Raw genomic sequence first — 19,971 nt, 5'->3', positions numbered from 1 at the left:
GGGCCTCAGGCTTTGTCTGTCAGGTTTTTGCCGATCATGCGCACCAGCACGATGGCCGCGACGTTGGCAATCACCACCGCGATCAAGCCACCGGCGGACGCCATGCCGACGTCGAACTGCACCAGTGCCTGGTTGTAGATCAGGTAGGCGAGGTTGGTCGACGCGTAGCCGGGGCCACCGTTGGTGGTGGTGAAGATTTCGGCGAACACCGAGAGCAGGAAAATCGTTTCGATCATCACCACCACTGCAATCGGCCGTGCCAGGTGCGGCAGGGTCAAGTGCCAGAAGATCGCGACCGGGCCGGCACCGTCGAGGCGCGCGGCTTCTTTCTGTTCCTGGTCGAGGGACTGCATGGCGGTCATCAGGATCAGGATCGCGAAGGGCAGCCATTGCCAGGACACAATGATGATGATCGACAGCAGCGGGTAATGGGCCAGCCAGTCCACCGGCTGCGCGCCAAACAGTTTCCAGACGTAGGCGAGGATCCCCGACACAGGATGGAAAATCAGGTTCTTCCAGATCAACGCACCGACGGTGGGCATGATGAAGAACGGCGAGATCAGCATCACCCGCACGATGCCGCGACCGAGAAACTCACTGGCCTCCAGCAACGCACTGATCAACACGCCGAACACCACGCTGATCAGCAGCACGCTGCCTACCAGTAACAGGGTGTTGGTGGCGCCGGGCAGGAAGCCCGAGTCGGTCAGGAAGTAGGTGAAGTTCTCCAGCCCCACGAACTCGTTCTCGCCGGGGTTGAGCAGGTTGTAGCGAATCACCGAGAAGTACAGGGTCATGCCCAGCGGCACGATCATCCAGAGCAGCAACATCGCTACCGAAGGACTGACCAGAAACCAGCCGGGGTTGGACAACCGGCTTTTACGCACCGGTTGGGGAATGTCCATTTGAGCTTTGGCAGTTGAAATATTCATGGCGAAAGAACCGATTGGGAACAGGCAGGTGAAGATCAACTGTAGGAGCGAGGCTTGCCCGCGAAGGCGGCTTGTCTGACACACCGCTTTCGCGGGCAAGCCTCGCTCCTACAGAGGGCGCGGGTTACTTGGGATAACCGGCGCGCTTCATCTCACGTTCGGTGGTTTGCTGGGCGGCGGCCAGGGCCTGGTCGACCGTAGTCTGGCCGATCAGCGCCGCCGAGAACGACTTGCCGACCTGGGTACCGATGCCCTGGAATTCAGGAATGGTCACCAACTGGATGCCGATGTAAGGCACAGGCTTGATGCTCGGCTTGCTCGGGTCGGCGGCTTTCAGCGACTCGAGGGTCACTTTGGCGAACGGCGCGGCTTTCATGTACGCGTCGCTGTAGGTCGAAGCCCGTGTACCTGGCGGTACGTTGGCGATGCCGTCTTTCTCGGCAACCAGTGCGCCGTATTCCTTGGAAGTGGCCCAGGCGCTGAAGGTTTTTGCTGCGTCCTTCGCTTTGGAACTGGTCGGAATTGCGAGCGCCCAGGAGTACAACCAGGCCGAGCCCTTGTCGGTGGTTTCGTGCGGTGCGTAGGTGAAGCCGACGTGCTCGCTGACCTTGCTTTGAGTCTTGTCGGTCACGAATGAGCCGGCGACGCTGGCATCGACCCAGATCGCGCACTTGCCGCTGTTGAACAGCGCCAGGTTTTCGTTGAAACCGTTGCTGGAAGCGCCCGGTGGGCCTGAATCCTTCATGGTCTTGACGTAGAAGTTCAGCGCGTTTTTCCACTCGGGACCGTTGAATTCCGGTTGCCACTTCTCATCGAACCAGCGTGCGCCGAAGGAGTTGGCGACGGTGGTGATCAGTGCCATGTTCTCGCCCCAACCGGCCTTGCCGCGCAGGCAGATGCCGTACTGCTCTTTATCTTTGTTGGTGAGTTTGCTGGCGAATTCGCTGATCTGGGTCCAGGTCGGATGCTCAGGCATGGTCAGCCCGGCGTCCTTGAACAGGTCGGTGCGGTAATAGGTGATCGAGCTTTCGGCGTAGAACGGCAGAGCATACAGCGAACCCTTGACCGACAGACCTTCACGCACCGACGGGAACACGTCGTCGAGGGCGTAACTGGCCGGCAAGTCCTTCATCGGTTCCAGCCAGCCTTTACCGCCCCAGAGTGCAGCTTCATACATGCCGATGGTCAGCACATCGAATTGTCCGCCCTGGGTGGCAATGTCGGTGGTCAGGCGTTGGCGCAGGACGTTTTCTTCGAGCACCACCCAATTGAGCTTGATGTCCGGATGCTCGGTCTCGAACGTTTTCGAGAGCTTTTGCATGCGGATCATGTCGCTGTTGTTGACGGTGGCGATGGTCAGGGTCTGAGCGCCGAGGCTGACGCTGCTGAGGGTCATGCAGGTGAGGGCAAGCAGAGCTTTTACAGAAGGTTGCATCGTGCACTCCTTTTCTGAGCCCAGGAGGGACAGAAGGACGGTTATTGTTTTTGTGTCTTCCGATGGCAGGAAGAATGTGCACTGATTACAGCCTTCAATTGAGGACGTGACAAATCATCCGTAACACTTGAATCGATACTTTTTTGCACTGGTGTTTGGAGGGAGAGGCGTATGGGACGGTTGCCTGGCGATTGGCCGGTATGGAATCCGTATTGGTTTGCGGCGTGTGATGGGGGGCTGTAGGAGCGAGGCTTGCCCGCGAAGGCGGTGTGTCAGAAAAATTGCCTTCGCGGGCAAGCCTCGCTCCTACAGGAAAGGTGTTTAACCGAGGTTTTGCTCGGTCAACCGCTGCACCGCCAGCCGCCGGTAATGCGAAGGCGTCATGCCCTTGAGTTGCTGAAAGCGCCGGTTGAAGTTGGAAATATTGTTGAAGCCCGACTCGAAACACACATCGGTCACCGGTTTGTCGCCATCGGCCAGCAGTTCGCAGGATTTGCTGATCCGCAGGCGATTGACGAATTCGATAAAGCAGCGCCCGGTGGCCTGTTTGAACACCCGGCTGAAATACGTCGGCTTCATGCCCAGATGCTCGGCGACTTCCTCCAGCGGCAGCTCCCGGGCGTAGTGAGCAAAAATGTAGTCCACCGCCCGGTTAGTGCGGTCAACGTTGTGCTCATCCGCCAGTTGCCCCGTCGTCGCACCGGACAGCAACTGAAAATCATCGGACGCCGCGAGCAACTCCAGCAAAATAAAGAAATGCCCGAGCCGGGTCACACCTTTGGTGTCGGCAATACGCTGCATCAGGGTCATGGCCTGGCGGATTGTGCGTTTGCAGCGAAACTCGATGCCGTACTTCGCACGTTCCAGTAGCGGTGTCAGGGTCTTGAGTTCGGCGAACACCAGGTGGCCGCTGTCGAACAACTCGTCGGTGAAGTTGACCAGCATGTCGCGCTTGGGCACCACTTCATCTTCGGCCACCTGGCTGATCCAGTTGTGCGGCAGGTTGGGGCCGGTCAGGAACAGGCTTTCCGGGTAGAAGTTGCCGATATAGTCGCCAATGAACACCTTGCCGGAACTGGCCACGATCAGGTGCAGTTCGTATTCCTTGTGGAAATGCCAGCGCACCAGCGGGCATGGAAAACCATGCTGGCGATAGATGATGGACAACCCGTTGTGATCGTCCATCAACTCGTAGGAAGGATCGGTAATTCTGGCTGATCGGCTCATGGCACCGCACTGTTATTGTTTTTGCGACTTGATGATGCCTCTTTCACGGCTGAAAGCGCCAGCGTCTCGACTCAAGACACCCTGGGCGCTGCTTTCATGCTGTTGGCAACCCAGCAATAACCGACGATCTCGGACTCATCGAAAAAGTCGGTACTGATGATGCTGCAACGGGTCACCCAGTCCAGCGATGAATGAAACCATTCATTGATGTGCTGCTTGATGTCCACCGGCCCACCGAGAAACGAGTAGCTGGTGGCGGTCAGTGACCAGAAGTAATCGTCGCGGCGCGGCGTTTCCAGGGTCCGGACGATGTGCGTACGCAGTTCGCTGATGTCAGTCAATCGCGTGCCACTCCAGTGATGGGGAACCCGTATCCAGAACACGTCAATGTCCAGCTCCACGGAGCCACTTGCGGCGATAATCACGCGTTTTTTACTGCTGGCGGCCTTGAGTTCGCCGAGGGTCTTGTCTTCGTCTTCGGGGGAGATGGCTCGCGCCCCGAGGCTTTGCGTGAGCAAATCATTGAACTGCGCAAAATCGAAGTACCGGTTACCGTCGCGCAACTGATGAAAGTCGAGAATGATGAACTCATCCGGGTTGCGATCCAGGAAGTCATTCACCGCGTCGATCAGTTCACCGAGCACGCGCAAGGATTGATAGCCGTTGTGATGGAAGTAGAACGTACCTTGGGGTGAGCCCGCGAGGTAACCCAGGCGCAGATCGAAGGCGCGGGCTCCGTTGGCCAGTTGCCAGGCAAACGAATCGTTCTGGCAGGTGGTCCAGTTGCCCAGGACGACCTCGTAGTTGCGGGCTTTCTTGTCCATGCCCGAGTTGTGCGTGCCGGGCCAGATAAGGTCGGTGAGTTTCAAGCGGTTAATGTCGGGGACTTTGCTCATCCAGCGTTGCTTGTCGACATTGGACGTGGGGCTGTTGGGCATGTTCAAGGCTCCTGCCTGTGGCTCAACCCCCAATCCGTGGGAGCGAGGTTTGATTGATTCGTGACCAAAGCCTAGAAGGAGAAATTGGATTAATCAATGCGCAGAAACATCCACATAAACATAGCGTTAAGCCAGCTACCTCACGTCAAAAATCACCCGCGAGAATCAGAAACGGATGACTCGCTGTGGCGATTTTTCGCCTCGATCCACTGCGCCATGTACTGCGTGCTTTTGTGTGCATGATGGCGAAGCATAGCCCCAGTGAAGTTGTCGCGACGCCGTTCGGCCAAGTCACGACGACAGGCTTGCAGACGCTCGATCAGGGCCGGTCCATGCTCTGACTGCCTGTATTGGGCCGCGAGTAAATGGTCGCCATGCTGCTGAGCTTCGGTCCATAAAGCCTTGTCTCGATACAGCGCAACAGCCGCAGTGGCGATGGCTTCGGCCGATTCAGCAATAACACCCGGCCACGGCAGCCCGTCGCTCATGCCCTCGGCACCGATCGGCGTGGTCACCGTGGGCGTGCCGCAGAGCATGGCGTCGACGATTTTGCCCTTGATTCCCGCGCCAAACCGCAGCGGCGCCAGGCAGATTCGCGCGGCTGACATCACCTGCAACGCATCCTCTGCCCAGTTCATGATGTGGAAGCCCTGCGCCGGATTGTGCAGGGCCGTGGCTTTGGGTGGGGTGTAGGCGCCATAAAGGTGTAGTTGCGCACCGGGCAACTGTTGACGGATCAACGGCCAGACCGAGGTTTTCATCCAGAGCACCGCGTCCCAGTTCGGCGCGTGGCGGAAGTTGCCGATGCTGAGAAAATGCGCACGATCTTCAAACGCCGTGTGGGCCGTTGTCGGCATGTCGGGCATTAACGGACACCAGTGCAGCAAGTCCCGTGGCAACTTGAACTGGTCGACCAGCAACTCGATTTCCACTGGTGAAATCATCAGGCTCAGGTCGCAGCGATACAGCGCGGCAATCTCGCGTTTGGCCAGGTCCGTGCCGGCCATCAACTCGAATTCCTCGCGCAACGCCGGAGTAAACAAATCTCCGAAGTCGTTTTCGTCGCTGCTGGCCTTCAGGCGGTCCTTGAGCCGCTGGTGCCTGGCGTGCCGCAGACTTTGCAGGTCGGACGTCTCCAGCACGCGCAAAGCGTCAGGGCAGTATTTCTCGACGCGCCAGCCGAACTGCTCTTCCATCATGAACTGATCGAATAGCACGATATCCGGGGCCAATTCGCTGATAAAGGCGTCGAAACTGCGGTTATTCAGCTCGATCGCACATTCCCGGATGCCCAGCGCGGCGAGGTCGGCTTTGTGCTCGCCGACGCCCGCCGGGCTGCTGAACGTGATGTCCCAACCTTCCTGCAAAAACGTCTCGAGAATCTGCATCACATGCCCACTGGCCGCCGAAGAGCGGGGTTCGGGCCAGACGTAACCAATGACCAGGACTTTGGTTGTGGGCTGACTCATGAACGTGTTCCTTTGCGGCGGACGATGGAGGTAGAGCAAAAAGGGCGCAATTAAACCACAGGAACCAAAGACCGTGAGGCGGCGACCTACCTGAGAGCGATCAGGCTACAAGCTGCAACTGCGCTTGCGACAGTTTCGGGCCTCGGGGTAGCAGAGTATTCATGTCCAGCGAATACCAGTCGTTGCCCCTTTTTATAATCAGCAGGTTGAACAGGCTGTCGGCATCATCACGTCCGAGCCATTGCACCCGTTTGACATCCGGAAATGTCAGGGCCTTGAGCGCTTGTGCCGATTCATCGACAGAGTTGCCTTGTCTCAGGTTTTCCACCGCATCGCTGAACGCGCGTCGCCCCCTCTTCGAAAGCAAGACATTACCCTTGTGCAGCAGCTTGCTGCCCTTGTTGACCAGATCCGGCATGCCATCCAAAGGGTTGATCAACGAAGTGACAAAGGCAGAGCCGGCCTTGGCGAAGCTGAATGCTTTAGACGAAGCTGACCCGGTCCTGGCGGCAATCGACAGCATCTTGGGTGCAGCGCCCAACACCGCGCCCATCACCGCCATGCCGTCGAATACGCAACTGAGTGCACCCGCCGCCTCGCGATCGGGGTCGCCGGAGGTGATGTCTTCGATGCAGCCTTTGAACGGGATAATCAGGTTCAGGACTTGGTGAAGTTGGTCCGAGGACTGTTGTCGTTGCGCTTCCAGTATGGAGATGCCTTTGGCGGTGTCATACAACTCATCCCGGGTCGCGACCGGGCAGCGTTCAAGTATTGCTTTGAATAACATTTCAACCCGTGGGGAGTTGAAGGTTTCCATGGGGCTGCGCTTGGTCGGCCCGGTAATTTCGGATTGCAACGAGCGACAATCCTTTTCCAGCAATAACCATGCGCTGACCGTGTTACGCGGCAGGGAACCAGTGAAATAGGCGGCCTCATCCATAGGTACGTGCCCGCCGAAAAATACATCTTTGTCGGGCGACCGGGCGCCGCTCCACAGTTCGTCCTTGTCGTAAGTTGTCCCGGAGCCACTCATATACGCCACCCGGCGTGCCTCTTTTTCCGACAGGCGCCGTTGGTATCGATTGGCCGGATCATTGAACAGGCCGTCCAGTGCCGGTTGTTTTTGTAACTGTGCCCGGATGGTGAACAACTCGTAACTGCTCGTGTGGCCCTTATAGGTCGAACTGATCACGACGCCGTAACGCGCCCTGGCTCTCTCCTGGGTTTCGGGTGTTTCATCGATGCGCGGCTGATTGTCGCGTTTGCGGACCAGGTACAGGTAAACGGCGCCATATTCAAAGGCGATTCGCTCTTTCATCGGAAGCCGCGAAAGCGCAACCCTCAAGTTGGTGTTCAGGGCTTTTTGCAGGGCGTCGTAGTAGCTGTCGAACGCAGGTGGGAACAGGGACGCCACGGTGCCCAAGCGTTTGAGCAGGGCCGCGTCGTCCAGCCAGTTGATAGTGCGGTCATGATAAAAATTCCAGGAGAACGATCCATTACCGTTTTTCTGTAACAGGTCGTCTGACTGGTACAAGTCCAGCGCCGAATATTGAAAAGGCCGTTTGGCGTTTTGCTGAGCGTGGTCCGGCAGGATATGTTCGCGGATGCTCTTTCTCTCGATATCGCGGGCCGCATTCGGGATCACCCGTTCAAGTTCTTTGCGGGCCACGGACTCTCGTGTTGGCAGAGGCGTACTCAGGGCCTGGGTAGCGGCTGTCAGTTGATCGATGTATCGGTCATGCGCGGCGCTGGCGTCGGTCAGGTGTTGGGCGTTGTAATCCTCCTCGACGCTGTAGGGGATCAAATTGTTCATCGCCGCCCAATTCAGCATTGGCTTGACCATCAAGCTGCAGTAAAGAGTGTCTTGCCGGGCAGCGGTCAAGTAACTGTCGGCAAAGTGCATCACGTCGTTGTAGGTCAAGACACAGCAGGCACCTGGCGAGAGCGTCTCGACATAGGCCGCGGCATTCATGAAAGTTGCCCAACCCGTGGAACCCAACGGCAGCGAGTCGGGAACATCTTTGATCACGCACTCGGGAGCACAGGTGGCGAGCAAAAGATGGGCGACCACCGGGGATGTCAGGGCATCGGCCTTGCCCTGGGCAATCAGGTGCTCCTCAAATCTGCGCAGTACCTGCGCGCGGTTCAGTTCGACGTGGCCGGGGTAATAAAGGTCGAACCCGAACAGTCGATGCTCTTCGTCCGCTTGACCCATGGTCGGGTTGATGTCGAGCAGGATGCGCGCCATCAGCAGCAGGTTAAGGTCTTCTTCCGACGCCGTCTGCCCGGAGCCGGAGCCGTACCACTCGACACTATTGAGAATGTCATGCGCGTGACTCTTGGCCCTGGAGCGTTTCAAAGCTGATTCCAGCGCCGAGCGCGTGTCGACGCGCAGAGTCTGCGCTGTACTTGAGCGATCCAGTAGACGATAGAGCATTGTTTCATCTAGCGTTTTCGGAGGCTGGAGTCGAGATCGTTGTGCGTCGGTCAGGGTTAAAGACGATGGCGATTGTTGATCCAGTAAGGTCATGTAGTTGCCGAGCACAATGCCTTTTGCTCGAGGGAAGCGCTGGGGTTTGATCGTTGCCAGATGCCGCTTTAAATGTTCGGGAAACGCAATACCATGGAAACTATGCCATTGGTCAACGCTGATAGTTTCACCGGCATAGACACAGCCGCCAGAGTTTTCCGCCAGCATGGACAGCTCATCAAGTTGGCGGCTTAAATAACTGTTGTTGTCCATGATCGGTGCAAGGTTTCTGCGTTGAGTACCAACTGTCATGTAAAAATTTCTGTTCGTGTCGCAGTAGAGAATGGCACTTTCTGGAATAACAAACAGCTGCCTAACCAGCATGAACTCGGGACTGCTCATCATGCCCCGCAGTACGCTGCGCCCATTCTCGTGTGCAATGTCCAATGAGGATCCCATGAGGCGTGGGACCAGCAGATCATCTGTCGTGACCTTTGCAAAGTATAGTTTTTCCAGTGTCGTCATCTTTGCGGTGATGGCGGTTTTTTCTGCGGTGTTTTTTAATTCGGGCGAAAAGCTAAGTACGGTCATGTTCAATCCTTGAACGGTTTTGTTATAAGTATTAGGTGTTTTAATTAAGCAGCGGTGCGCTGCCGATGGGCAAGTTATTATCGGGTGGAAGTTATAGCCAGCAAGTTACTTTGACGGATTGTTTCCAGCAGGAGTATTGAACTAATAACAGGCGCGACAATTTCGGATTAATTAGTTCCGGAATTGTCGCTTGCTGGTTTACTGGTTTGGGGTGTCGGGCAGTGTGTTGCAAAATGGCATGCCCGCCAGTTCAGGCGGGGCATGATGCGGATATGTGTGCGCAAGAACCCTGATCATCGCTGTTGCGATAAGCGTATTAGAACTCTCAAGCCAGCATGCCCTTGACCTTGTCCCGCAACTGGTCAATCGAGAACGGTTTGCCAATCACCTGCATGCCCGCCGGCACGTCGATGCTTTCGGCGTAGCCGCTGGCAAACAGGATCGGCAGTTCGGGGCGCAGCATCCGTGCCTGGGTCGCCAGTTCACGGCCATCCATCACCGGCAGGCCGACGTCGGTCATCATCAGGTCGATGTACTGGTCTTCGTCATTGAGAAACTCCAGGGCTTGCTCGCTGCCATCTGCTTCAAGAACCTTGAACTCAAGCTCCTCCAGCACATCGACGATCAGCATGCGCACGATGGCATCGTCTTCGACGACAAGAATGATGGACGCGTTGGAGGACATAGTAGGGCTCTCAATGGTGGATTTACGGGTCGGCGGTCGATCGAAATCGCCGGTCTCTTGCTTGAGTAAATGCAAGACCCCGACAAGTTCCCGACCCGATACAAAAAACAATCGCTGTACAACAATAGGCAAGGATAACGCGCGGCATTGATCAAGAGCAGTTAATTGCTGGAATTTGCTAACAAAGCAGTCAGAAAATTAGATCAATGGGGCGGTTTTGGGGCAAACTCCTTGGTTTTCAACAGTTCGACAAGGCCTTCCCCATGACCTCTGCGTCTTCGGTTGACGAGCAACGCTTCCGTAAACTCCTGAGCCGCAACGTCAGTTTGCCGCTTGGCGTAGGTGCAATCAGCGCGGTTTTCTTTGTAGCGCTGATCACGTACCTGTTGTCGGTCATCCAGTGGGTGGAGCACACCGACCGGGTGATCAATAACGCCAATGAAGCGGTGAAGCTGACGGTCGATCTGGAAACCGGGATGCGCGGTTTCCTGCTCAGCGGCGACGAGCACTTCCTGGACCCGTATGAAACGGCCAGGCCGAGAATAGCGGTCGCCCTCAATACCTTGCTCGAACTGACCGCCGACAACCCGGTGCAGACCGACCGTTTGCGCCGGCTTCAGGCGCTGCAAACCGAATGGGCCACCTACGCGCAATCGATGATCGATTTGCAGAAATCCAGCGGCGACTATCGCGGCGCGGTCAAGGCCGGACGTGGCAAGCGCCTGACCGATGAAATCCGTGCCCAGTTCCAGGATGTGATCGATATGGAGCAGCAGTTGCGCACCACGCGCAACGAAGAAGTGCGCCGCACCACGATCTGGAGCATCACCCTGTACCTGCTGTTCGTGGCCGGTATCAGTGCCTTGCTGGCCTACATTGGCCGTCGCGATCTGCTGAATCTTTCCCAGAACTACAGCGCCAACATGGCGGCCCAGCAAGCCAGTGCCGCGCGCCTGGAGAAGCAGGGCTGGTTGCGCAGTGGCCAGACCGAATTGGCCGAGCAAGTGCTGGGGCAACTGACCCTCAACTTGCTGGGGCGCAACATCCTGCAATTCTGCGCGCAATACCTGGGCACCGCCGTGGCGGCCATTTATGTGCGCGAAGAACATGGCGGCCTCAAGCGCGTGGCTTCTTACGGCTTGTCCCGCGAGCAGGATGCACAGGATCAGTCGATCTATGACGGCGAAGGGATTGTCGGCCAAGCGGTCAAACAGGGCCGGCTGATTCGCCTAGACGACGTACCCGCCGATTACTTCAAAGTCAGCTCCGGCCTGGGCGAAGGCTTACCGCACAGTGTGCTGGTGGTGCCGACCAGCGACGATGATCGGGTCAATGGCGTGATCGAACTGGGTTTCCTGCGCCCATTGGATGAACGTGACATCGAGCTGCTCGAGCTGATTGCCGGCAACATTGGCACCTCGATCGAAGCTGCTCGCTACCGTCAACGTTTGCAGGAAGTGTTGGCCGAAACCCAGCAGCTCAACGAAGAACTGCAGGTCCAGCAGGAAGAACTCAAGACCGCCAACGAAGAGCTGGAAGAACAGTCGCGAATTCTCAAGGAGTCCCAGGCGCACCTGGAGACCCAGCAAGTGGAGCTGGAGCAGACCAACGAGCAACTGGCCGAACAGGCGCAGATCCTCGCCGATCAGCGCGACGCCATGGACCAGAAGAACACCGAGCTCAATCAGGTGCAGATTCAGCTGGAAGACCGCGCAGAAGAATTGCAGCGCTCCAGCAAGTACAAGTCCGAATTCCTCGCCAACATGTCCCATGAACTGCGCACGCCGCTGAACAGTTCGCTGATCCTGGCCAAGCTGCTGGCAGAAAACCCGCAGGACAACCTCACTGCCGAACAGGTCAAGTTCGCCGAGTCGATCTACTCGGCCGGTAACGACTTGCTCAACCTGATTAACGACATTCTCGACATTTCCAAAGTCGAGGCCGGCAAGCTGGATATGCGTCCGGAAAACACCAGCGTCGCGCGCTTGGTGGACGGTTTGCGCGGGATGTTCCAGCCGATGGCCACGGACAAGAATCTGGACTTCCAGATCGAGTTGCAGCCCGGCTCGCCGATGATGATCTACACCGACCGCCAACGCCTGGAGCAGGTGATCAAGAACCTGCTGTCGAACGCGGTGAAGTTCACCGAAAAAGGCAGCGTCAGCCTGACCGTGGCCAGTCAGCCGGGCGACGGGATTGCCTTCATCGTGCGCGATTCCGGGATCGGCATCGCTCCTGATCAGCAGGAAAGCATCTTCGAAGCGTTCCGTCAGGCCGATGGCACCACCAATCGCCGTTATGGCGGCACGGGGTTGGGCCTGTCAATTTCCCGCGACCTGGCGAATCTGCTCGGCGGCTCAATCAGCGTTACCAGCGAACCGGGGCAGGGCAGTGCGTTCACCCTGGTGTTGCCGCAGCAGTACGTCGAACCCGGCGATGAGCCGGTTGAACCGATGCGCGCGACGCCGGTGGCCTACGTGCCTAGCGCCCCGGTGGTCGCTCCGGTGCCGTTGATTGCTGAAGTCGACATCCCGCGTTTCAACGACGACCGCGCCAAGGCACCGTTCGCCACGCGCTGCATTCTGGTGGTGGAAGATGAGGTGAATTTCGCGCACATCCTCTACGACCTCGCCCATGAACTGGGTTATCAGTGCCTGGTGGCCCACGGTGCCGACGAAGGTTATGACCTGGCCAGGGAATTCATCCCCGACGCCATTTTGTTGGACATGCGTCTGCCGGATCATTCCGGGCTGACAGTGTTGCAGCGCCTGAAGGAACACGCCGAAACGCGGCACATCCCGGTGCATGTGATCTCGGTCGAAGACCGGGTCGAAGCCGCGATGCACATGGGCGCCATCGGTTATGCGGTCAAGCCGACTACCCGCGAGGAGCTCAAGGACGTGTTCGCCCGCCTCGAGGCCAAGCTGACCCAGAAGGTCAAAAAGGTCTTGCTGGTGGAAGACGATGACTTGCAGCGCGACAGCATTGCTCGCCTGATCGGCGACGAAGACATCGAGATCACCGCGGTCGGTTTCGCCCAGGAAGCGCTGGACCTGCTGCGCACGACGATTTTCGATTGCATGATCATCGACCTGAAACTGCCGGACATGCTCGGCAACGATCTGCTCAAGCGCATGTCCACCGAAGACATCTGCTCGTTCCCGCCGGTGATTGTCTACACCGGGCGTAACCTGACCCGGGATGAAGAAGCCGAGCTGCGCAAGTATTCGCGCTCGATCATCATCAAGGGCGCCCGCTCGCCAGAACGACTGCTGGATGAGGTGACACTCTTTCTGCACAAAGTCGAATCCCAGTTGTCCCATGAGCGGCAGAAGATGCTCAAGACCGCGCGCAGTCGTGACAAGGTCTTCGAGGGCCGCAAGGTGCTGCTGGTGGACGACGATGTGCGCAACATCTTCGCCCTGACCAGTGCGCTGGAGCAAAAAGGCGCAGTTGTGGTGATCGGTCGTAACGGTCGTGAAGCGATTGAAAAACTGAATGAAGTCGAGGACATCGACCTGGTGTTGATGGATGTGATGATGCCGGAGATGGACGGTTTCGAGGCAACGACCTTGATCCGCCAGGATCCGCGCTGGCGCAAACTGCCGATCATCGCGGTGACGGCCAAGGCCATGAAGGACGATCAGGAGCGCTGCCTGGCGGCGGGTTCCAACGATTACCTGGCCAAGCCGATCGACCTGGATCGCCTGTTCTCGCTGATCCGCGTGTGGTTGCCGAAGATGGAACGCATTTAAAGGAAAGCACTTAGTGGAAAGCTTTTAGTGGAAAAGAATACCGAAATCGAATTGCGGCTGCTGATCGAGGCGATCTACCTCAAATACAGCTATGACTTTCGTGACTACTCCGGCGCGTCGATCAAGCGCCGGGTCGCACATGCGTTGGCTCAATTCGAATGCGCGACCATCTCGGCGTTGCAGGAAAAGGTTCTGCACGATCCGACCGCGTTCATGCAACTGCTGCAATTGCTGACGATCCCGGTCAGCGAGATGTTCCGTGATCCGTCGCACTTCCTGGCGATTCGTCAGGAAGTGGTGCCGCTGCTCAAGACCTATCCGTCGATCAAGATCTGGATCGCCGGGTGCAGTACCGGCGAAGAGGTCTATTCGATGGCGATCCTGTTGCGTGAAGAAGGGTTGCTCGATCGCACGATCATCTACGCCACCGACATCAATCCGCGTTCGCTGGAGAAGGCCAAGCAGGGGATTTTCTCCATGGAGAACGTCCGCGCCTACACTGCTAACTATCAGCAGGCTGGAGGCCAGCGCTCGTTCGCCGAGTACTACACGGCGGCGTACGGTTACGCGATTTTCGACAAGACCCTGTGCGAAAACGTGACGTTTGCCGACCACAGCCTGGCAACCGACAGTGTCTTTTCAGAAACTCAATTAATTTCGTGCCGTAATGTGATGATTTACTTCAATAAAAAGCTTCAGGATCGTGCGTTTGGGTTGTTTCATGAGTCCCTCTGCCATCGTGGCTTCCTGGTGTTGGGCAGCAAGGAAACCCCGGATTTCTCGGCATTCGGCAAGCAGTTCGAGCCTTTGGTCAAACAAGAACGGATCTACCGTAAATCATGAACAACGAAGCCGGTTTGCCGACCGTAGAGGCTATCGTGATTGGCGCTTCGGCCGGTGGAGTCGAGGCGCTGCTGAACATCCTCAGCCCGCTGCGCGAAGGCTTTGTGCTGCCGATCATCGTGGTGCTGCATTTGCCTGACGAACGCCGCAGCCAACTGGCCGAGGTGTTTGCCCGGCGAGTGGCGCTGCCGGTTCTGGAGGCGGTCGACAAGACGCTGGTCGAGGCCGGGACCCTGTATTTCGCCGCGCCCGGCTATCACCTCTCGGTGGAGCAGGACCGCAGTTTCTCGTTGAGCCTGGAAGACCGCGTGCATTATTCGCGGCCGTCCATCGATTTCCTCTTTGAATCTGCTGCCGACGCCTATGGGTCGGCGCTGGCCGCCGTGCTGCTGACCGGCGCCAACCGTGATGGCGCCAGCGGGCTGGCCCAGGTCAAGCACCGTGGCGGATTTACCGTTGTGCAAGACCCGGACGAAGCCCAGGTTTCAACCATGCCCCAGGCGGCGCTGGACTTGCATCAACCTGACCACATTCTCCCTATACGCGGCATCGGCCGTCTGCTTGTCGAGCTGGAACGAATAGCATGCTGAGTAACATCCAAGCCAAACTGCTGATCGTCGACGATCTGCCGGAAAACCTGCTGGCTCTAGAAGCGCTAATCAAGCGTGAAGATCGCATGGTCTATAAAGCGCTGTCGGCCGATGAGGCCTTGTCGCTGTTGCTGCAACACGAATTTGCCATGGCCATTCTCGACGTGCAGATGCCGGGCATGAACGGCTTCGAACTGGCCGAATTGATGCGTGGCACGGAAAAGACCAAGAACATCCCGATTGTGTTTGTCAGTGCCGCCGGCCGTGAGCTGAACTACGCGTTCAAAGGCTACGAAAGTGGCGCCGTGGACTTCTTGCACAAGCCGCTGGATATCCACGCGGTCAAGAGCAAGGTCAATGTGTTCGTCGACCTGTATCGCCAGAGCAAGGCCATGAAGCAACAGGTCGAAGCGCTGGAGCAGAGCCGCCGCGAACAGGAGGCACTGCTGAAGAAATTGCAGGCCACCCAGAATGAACTGGAGCAAGCGGTGCGTATGCGCGATGACTTCATGTCCATCGTCGCCCACGAAGTGCGCACGCCGCTCAACGGCCTGATCCTCGAAACCCAGTTGCGCAAGATGCACCTGGCCCGGGACAACGCCTCAGCGTTTACCCTCGACAAGATGCACGCCATGGTCGAGCGGGATGAACGCCAGATCAAAAGCCTGATTCGCTTGATCGAAGACATGCTCGATGTGTCGCGGATTCGTACCGGCAAGCTGTCGATCCGGCCGAGCCGCTTCGACCTGGTGAAACTGGTGGCCAACCTGCTGCAAAACTTCGCGCCACAATTCGATGCTGCCGAGTCTACGGTGACGTTTACCGCCGACGCGCCGGTAGAAGGGCCGTGGGACGAGTTTCGCATCGAGCAGGTGATTTCCAACCTGCTGACCAACGCCTTGCGTTATGGCGGCAAAGGCCCGATCGACGTGCGGGTGTACAGTCACGAGGGCCAGGCCCGGGTCGAGGTTCAGGACCGTGGCATCGGCATCAGTGAAGAAAACCAGAAGCGTATTTTTCAACAGTTCGAACGGGTTTCCGCCAAGACCGTGGTCGCGGGACTTGGGCTGGGGCTGTTTATTTCCGAACAAATCGTTGCCGCCCATGGCGGATCCATCGTCGTCGAGAGCAAAATCAACGAAGGCGCCTTATTTCGCGTTTGTCTGCCGTTGTAGGAAAGCAGCCAGATAAACGCAACCTCTGAACGACCTCACGGTCGTATCAGCAGCAATTGACCGAACAAAGGCTTCCCATGAGTGAAGATGCGCAAGATGTAGTACTCATTGTCGAGGACGATCCCTCGATTTTGATGGTGTTGTCTGCCTATCTGTCGGGCGAGGGTTATCGGGTATTGCAGGCCGAAAACGGCGAGCAAGCCTTCGAAATCCTTGCCAGCAAACCGCACCTGGACATGATGATCACTGACTTCCGCCTGCCTGGCGGGATCTCCGGCGTGCAGATCGCCGAACCGGCGGTCAAGCTCCGACCGGAGCTCAAAGTGATTTTCATCAGCGGTTATCCGCAGGAAATCCGCGAGACCGATAGCCCGATCACCCGCAAGGCGCCGATTCTGGGCAAGCCGTTTGATCTGGATGTGTTGCAGGAATTGATGCAGCAGATGCTGTCCTGAGCACAGGGTAAGGTTTATTTGTGATGGCGTCCTTGAGGCCGCCTTCGCGAGCAAGCTTCGCTCCTACAAGGACGTGCAGGCGCCTTCGCGGGCAAGCATGTGCAGCCCCTGTAGGAGCGAGGCTTGCCCGCGAAGGCATTCTTCAAGGCACCACCGCCAGTAAGCCACGCTACACAGGGCATTTCAGATCCGGATCATCTCCCGCACTTTCGCCGTCAACAGATCGAAGGTAAACGGCTTGGTGATCATCTGCATGCCCGGGTCGAGGAAACCACCGCGCACCGCTGCGTGCTCGGCATACCCGGTAATGAACAAGACTTTGAGATCCGGCCGGTACTGACGGCCGATTTCCGCGAGCTGCCGGCCATTCATCCCAGGCAACCCGACGTCACTGATCAGCAGATCGATGCGCTGCGCGGAATCGAGAATCGGCACCGCACTGTCAGCATCCCCAGCCTCGACAAACGCATAGCCCAACTCGCTCAACACCGCACTCACCAACACCCGCACCGCTGGATCGTCCTCGACGATCAGCACCGTCTCGCCGTCCTGGGCGTAAGGCGTCTGCTGGACTTCCAGCATGGGATCCTGTGCCAGATTACCGCTGTAACGCGGCAGGTACAGGTTGACGGTGGTGCCCTGGTCGACCTCGCTGTTGATGGTGACATGGCCTCGGGACTGTTTGCTGAACCCGTAAATCATCGACAGCCCAAGCCCGGTGCCCTGGCCGATGGGTTTAGTCGTGAAGAACGGATCAAACGCCCGGCTGATGGTACTTTGCGGCATGCCGCAACCAGTGTCAGTAACGCTCAGCACCACGTAGTCCCCGGGTTGGAGATTGCCGTGGGCTTCGGTAAAACCGGTGTCTAGGTGCTGATTGAAGGATTTCACCACCAACTTGCCGCCGTTCGGCATCGCGTCGCGGGCATTCAGCACCAGGTTGAGCAGGGCGCTTTCCAGTTGATTGGGGTCGGCTTCGGCGACCCACAGTTGCTCGCTCAACTGCATGTCCAACTGAATACTTTCGTTGATGCTGCGCTCCAATAGCTCGCCCATCGACGTCACCAGGGTGTTCATCGCAACCGGTTTGGAGTCCAGCGACTGGCGTCGGGAAAACGCCAGCAAACGGTGAGTCAGGCCCGCCGCACGGTTGGCCGAAGTCACACCCAGATCAATCAGGCTGTCGAGGTCTTCGGTGCGCCCGCGAGCCAGGCGTCGGCGCAGCAACTCCAGGCTGCCGATGATCCCGGTCAGCATGTTGTTGAAGTCGTGAGCGATGCCGCCGGTCAACTGGCCGACGGCTTCCATTTTCTGTGACTGGCGCAGCGCTTCTTCGTTATTGCGTAACTCGGCAGTACGCTGCTCGACCTGCTGTTCGAGGGTTTCCAGCGTGTTTTGCAGCCGCAGTTCGCTTTGGCTCAGATCGATCAGCCGGTCCCTGGCTTCATACTGTCGTCGGCGCCCGCGCAACGCGGTAGTCACCAGACTGATCAGCGTCACCGGATGGAACGGGCGCTCAAGAAAGGTCACGTTGCCCAGTTGCGGGCCGTAACGGGATGCGGGGTTCTGTTCAGGGCCACCGTGGTACGTCAGCAACACAATCGGCAAGTCTGACCAGGCCGGTTGTTGTTCAATCAAGCCGAGCAACGGCTCCAGATCGCCGCCGAGTAATGCCTCGGAAGAGATCAGCAACAGGCCGGCGCCTTTCTCGAGTTCGCTGCACAAACCCGGCAGGTCGCGGCTGATCACACCGTCATAACCCGCCTCATTGAGCATCATCAGTGCGATCTGGCTGTCGCGCCCCAGCGGCGCGAGAATGATCGCGCGCTCGGAGGTCGCCGCCAGCGCAGTCATTGCTTGTCGTCCTTGAGCAGCGGATTGCTTGCGCCCAGGTAGGTCGGCACGCCACGCAACACACCTTGGAAGGCGTCCAACGGTTCGCCGATGGTCATGCCCTGGCCGCTGATGCGGTATTCGCGGATGGTTGATTCATGGCTGCCGGTACGTTTCTTGATGATAGAGATGGCCCGGCGCACTTTGCCCAGGGCCTCGAAATAGCGCAGCAAAATGACCGTGTCGGCAAGGTAGGTGATGTCCACCGGCGCCTGCATATCGCCGACAAGCCCGTGTTGGGCAACGGTCATGAACGTCGCGGCGCCTCGGCGATTGAGGTACAGCAGCAACTCGTGCATGTGCAGCACCAGCGCGTTTTCCTCGGGCATCGCGGCTTGATAGCCGTTGATGCTGTCGATGACCACGGTCTTGATATTGCGCTCATCGACGCAGCGGCGAACCCGGTGGGAAAATTCGCCGGGGGACAGTTCGGCCGCGTCCACTTGCTCGATCAACAGGTTGCCGGTGTCTTGCAGCGCCTGAAGGTCGATGCCCATGTTTTTCATGCGCTCGAACAGCAAGCCCAATTCTTCGTCGAAGATAAACAGTGCGGCTTTCTCGCCACGGGCGACGGCTGCTGCGGCGAAGATCATCGAGATCAGCGACTTGCCGGTACCGGCCGGGCCGAGAATCAAGGTGCTGGAACCGGTCTCGATACCGCCGCCGAGCAGGGCGTCCATTTCCTTGATGCCGCTGGTCAATTGCTGGCGCACGTAGCCGCCACGGTGTTCGGCCGCGACAAGACGCGGGAACACGTGGATCCCGTCGCCCATGATGGTGAAGTCATGGTAGCCGCCGCGGTATTTCTGCCCGCGGTACTTCACCACGCGAATGCGTCGGCGTTCGGCGCCGTAGTTCGGCGTCAACTCTTCAAGGCGAATCACCCCGTGGGCGACGCTGTGCACGGTCTTGTCGAGGGATTCGGTGGTCAAGTCATCAAGCAGCACCACGGTGGCGTCATAGCGCACGAAGTAGTGTTTGATGGCCAGGATTTGCCGGCGATAGCGCAATGAGCTTTGGGCCAGCAGGCGAATTTCCGAAAGGCTGTCGAGCACCACGCGGGTCGGCTTGACCCGCTCGACCACTTCGAAAATCTGCTTGGTCGCTTCGCCCAGTTCCAGGTCCGAGGAGTACAGCAAACTTTGCTGGTGCTCGGCGTTGAGCAGGCTTTCCGGGGGCGTCAACTCAAAGATATGGATGTTTTCATCCAGCTCCCAACCGTGGGACAACGCGCCTTGGCGCAGCTCCCGTTCGGTTTCTGACAGAGTGATGTACAACGAGCGCTCGCCGGCTCGGGCGCCGGCAAGGAGAAAATGCAACGCGACGGTGGTTTTACCGGTTCCCGGCTCACCCTCCAGCAGAAACACATGTCCGCGGGACAACCCACCGGCCAGGATGTCATCCAGACCTTCGATGCCGGTGGCGGCTTTTGCACTGAACAACTCGTTAGATGTAGACAAAAAAAGCCCTCTCATGACTAGGGGAAGCGAGGCAGCAGGCCTGAAGTGCCTGA

14 protein-coding genes are annotated in these 19,971 nt (G+C 58.0%); 5 read left to right on the top strand and 9 right to left on the bottom strand.

Features of this window, described 5'->3' with window-relative positions; genetic code table 11:
* Positions 1 to 5: 5 nt before the first annotated feature.
* The 7 genes from ACIOYV_RS04830 to ACIOYV_RS04800 form a co-directional block, all read right to left on the bottom strand.
* Entirely contained in the window at positions 6 to 905 is a 900-nt protein-coding gene (locus ACIOYV_RS04830; RefSeq protein WP_236708625.1) for a carbohydrate ABC transporter permease, read from the bottom strand.
* A 151-nt stretch (positions 906 to 1,056) separates the two neighbouring features.
* Positions 1,057 to 2,367: a sugar ABC transporter substrate-binding protein gene (locus tag ACIOYV_RS04825; protein ID WP_054046217.1), complete on the bottom strand. Its 1,311-nt coding sequence runs from the start codon at positions 2,365 to 2,367 to the stop codon at positions 1,057 to 1,059.
* Between the two features lie 321 nt (positions 2,368 to 2,688).
* Positions 2,689 to 3,594, bottom strand: a complete 906-nt coding sequence (locus ACIOYV_RS04820; protein ID WP_163910046.1) for an AraC family transcriptional regulator — start codon at positions 3,592 to 3,594, stop codon at positions 2,689 to 2,691.
* Positions 3,595 to 3,665: 71 nt separating this feature from the next.
* Entirely contained in the window at positions 3,666 to 4,532 is an 867-nt protein-coding gene (locus tag ACIOYV_RS04815; RefSeq protein ID WP_401321307.1) for a phospholipase, read from the bottom strand.
* 152 nt (positions 4,533 to 4,684) lie between these two features.
* Positions 4,685 to 6,001 carry a glycosyltransferase gene (locus tag ACIOYV_RS04810; RefSeq protein WP_401321304.1) on the bottom strand — a complete coding sequence of 439 codons (1,317 nt, stop codon included), beginning with the start codon at positions 5,999 to 6,001 and terminating at the stop codon, positions 4,685 to 4,687.
* Positions 6,002 to 6,101: 100 nt separating this feature from the next.
* A complete protein-coding gene (locus ACIOYV_RS04805) occupies positions 6,102 to 9,062 on the bottom strand; it encodes a hypothetical protein (protein ID WP_401321301.1) in 2,961 nt (986 codons plus the stop codon).
* 325 nt (positions 9,063 to 9,387) lie between these two features.
* Positions 9,388 to 9,747, bottom strand: a complete 360-nt coding sequence (locus ACIOYV_RS04800; RefSeq protein WP_054046207.1) for a response regulator — start codon at positions 9,745 to 9,747, stop codon at positions 9,388 to 9,390.
* Positions 9,748 to 10,010: 263 nt separating this feature from the next.
* Between ACIOYV_RS04800 and ACIOYV_RS04795 the strand changes: the two genes are divergently transcribed.
* From ACIOYV_RS04795 to ACIOYV_RS04775, 5 genes are all read left to right on the top strand, one after another.
* Entirely contained in the window at positions 10,011 to 13,502 is a 3,492-nt protein-coding gene (locus tag ACIOYV_RS04795; RefSeq protein ID WP_401321298.1) for a response regulator, read from the top strand.
* 27 nt (positions 13,503 to 13,529) lie between these two features.
* Positions 13,530 to 14,345 (top strand): CheR family methyltransferase, encoded by an 816-nt coding sequence (locus ACIOYV_RS04790; RefSeq protein ID WP_401321295.1) that lies wholly within the window; start codon positions 13,530 to 13,532, stop codon positions 14,343 to 14,345.
* Positions 14,342 to 14,935: a chemotaxis protein CheB gene (locus ACIOYV_RS04785; protein WP_163910053.1), complete on the top strand. Its 594-nt coding sequence runs from the start codon at positions 14,342 to 14,344 to the stop codon at positions 14,933 to 14,935. Before ACIOYV_RS04790 ends, ACIOYV_RS04785 begins: the two co-directional genes overlap by 4 nt.
* The gene (locus tag ACIOYV_RS04780) at positions 14,929 to 16,110 is read left to right on the top strand and encodes a hybrid sensor histidine kinase/response regulator (protein WP_054046200.1); all 1,182 of its coding nucleotides are present in this window, start codon (positions 14,929 to 14,931) and stop codon (positions 16,108 to 16,110) included. Before ACIOYV_RS04785 ends, ACIOYV_RS04780 begins: the two co-directional genes overlap by 7 nt.
* A 77-nt stretch (positions 16,111 to 16,187) precedes the next feature.
* Positions 16,188 to 16,565, top strand: coding sequence for a response regulator (locus ACIOYV_RS04775; protein ID WP_054046198.1), 378 nt, complete (start codon positions 16,188 to 16,190; stop codon positions 16,563 to 16,565).
* Positions 16,566 to 16,748: 183 nt separating this feature from the next.
* On the opposite strand, the gene ACIOYV_RS04770 is transcribed toward ACIOYV_RS04775, so the two are convergent.
* Positions 16,749 to 18,419, bottom strand: a complete 1,671-nt coding sequence (locus tag ACIOYV_RS04770) for an ATP-binding protein (protein WP_401321290.1) — start codon at positions 18,417 to 18,419, stop codon at positions 16,749 to 16,751.
* Entirely contained in the window at positions 18,416 to 19,918 is a 1,503-nt protein-coding gene (locus ACIOYV_RS04765; protein WP_054046194.1) for an ATPase domain-containing protein, read from the bottom strand. Before ACIOYV_RS04765 ends, ACIOYV_RS04770 begins: the two co-directional genes overlap by 4 nt.
* Positions 19,919 to 19,971: the final 53 nt, after the last annotated feature.

The organism is Pseudomonas sp. NPDC087342 (assembly GCF_044744265.1).
In the GTDB taxonomy this organism is placed as follows: Bacteria; Pseudomonadota; Gammaproteobacteria; order Pseudomonadales; family Pseudomonadaceae; genus Aquipseudomonas; species Aquipseudomonas nunensis.
This window is presented reverse-complemented; position numbering and strand designations above follow the sequence as displayed.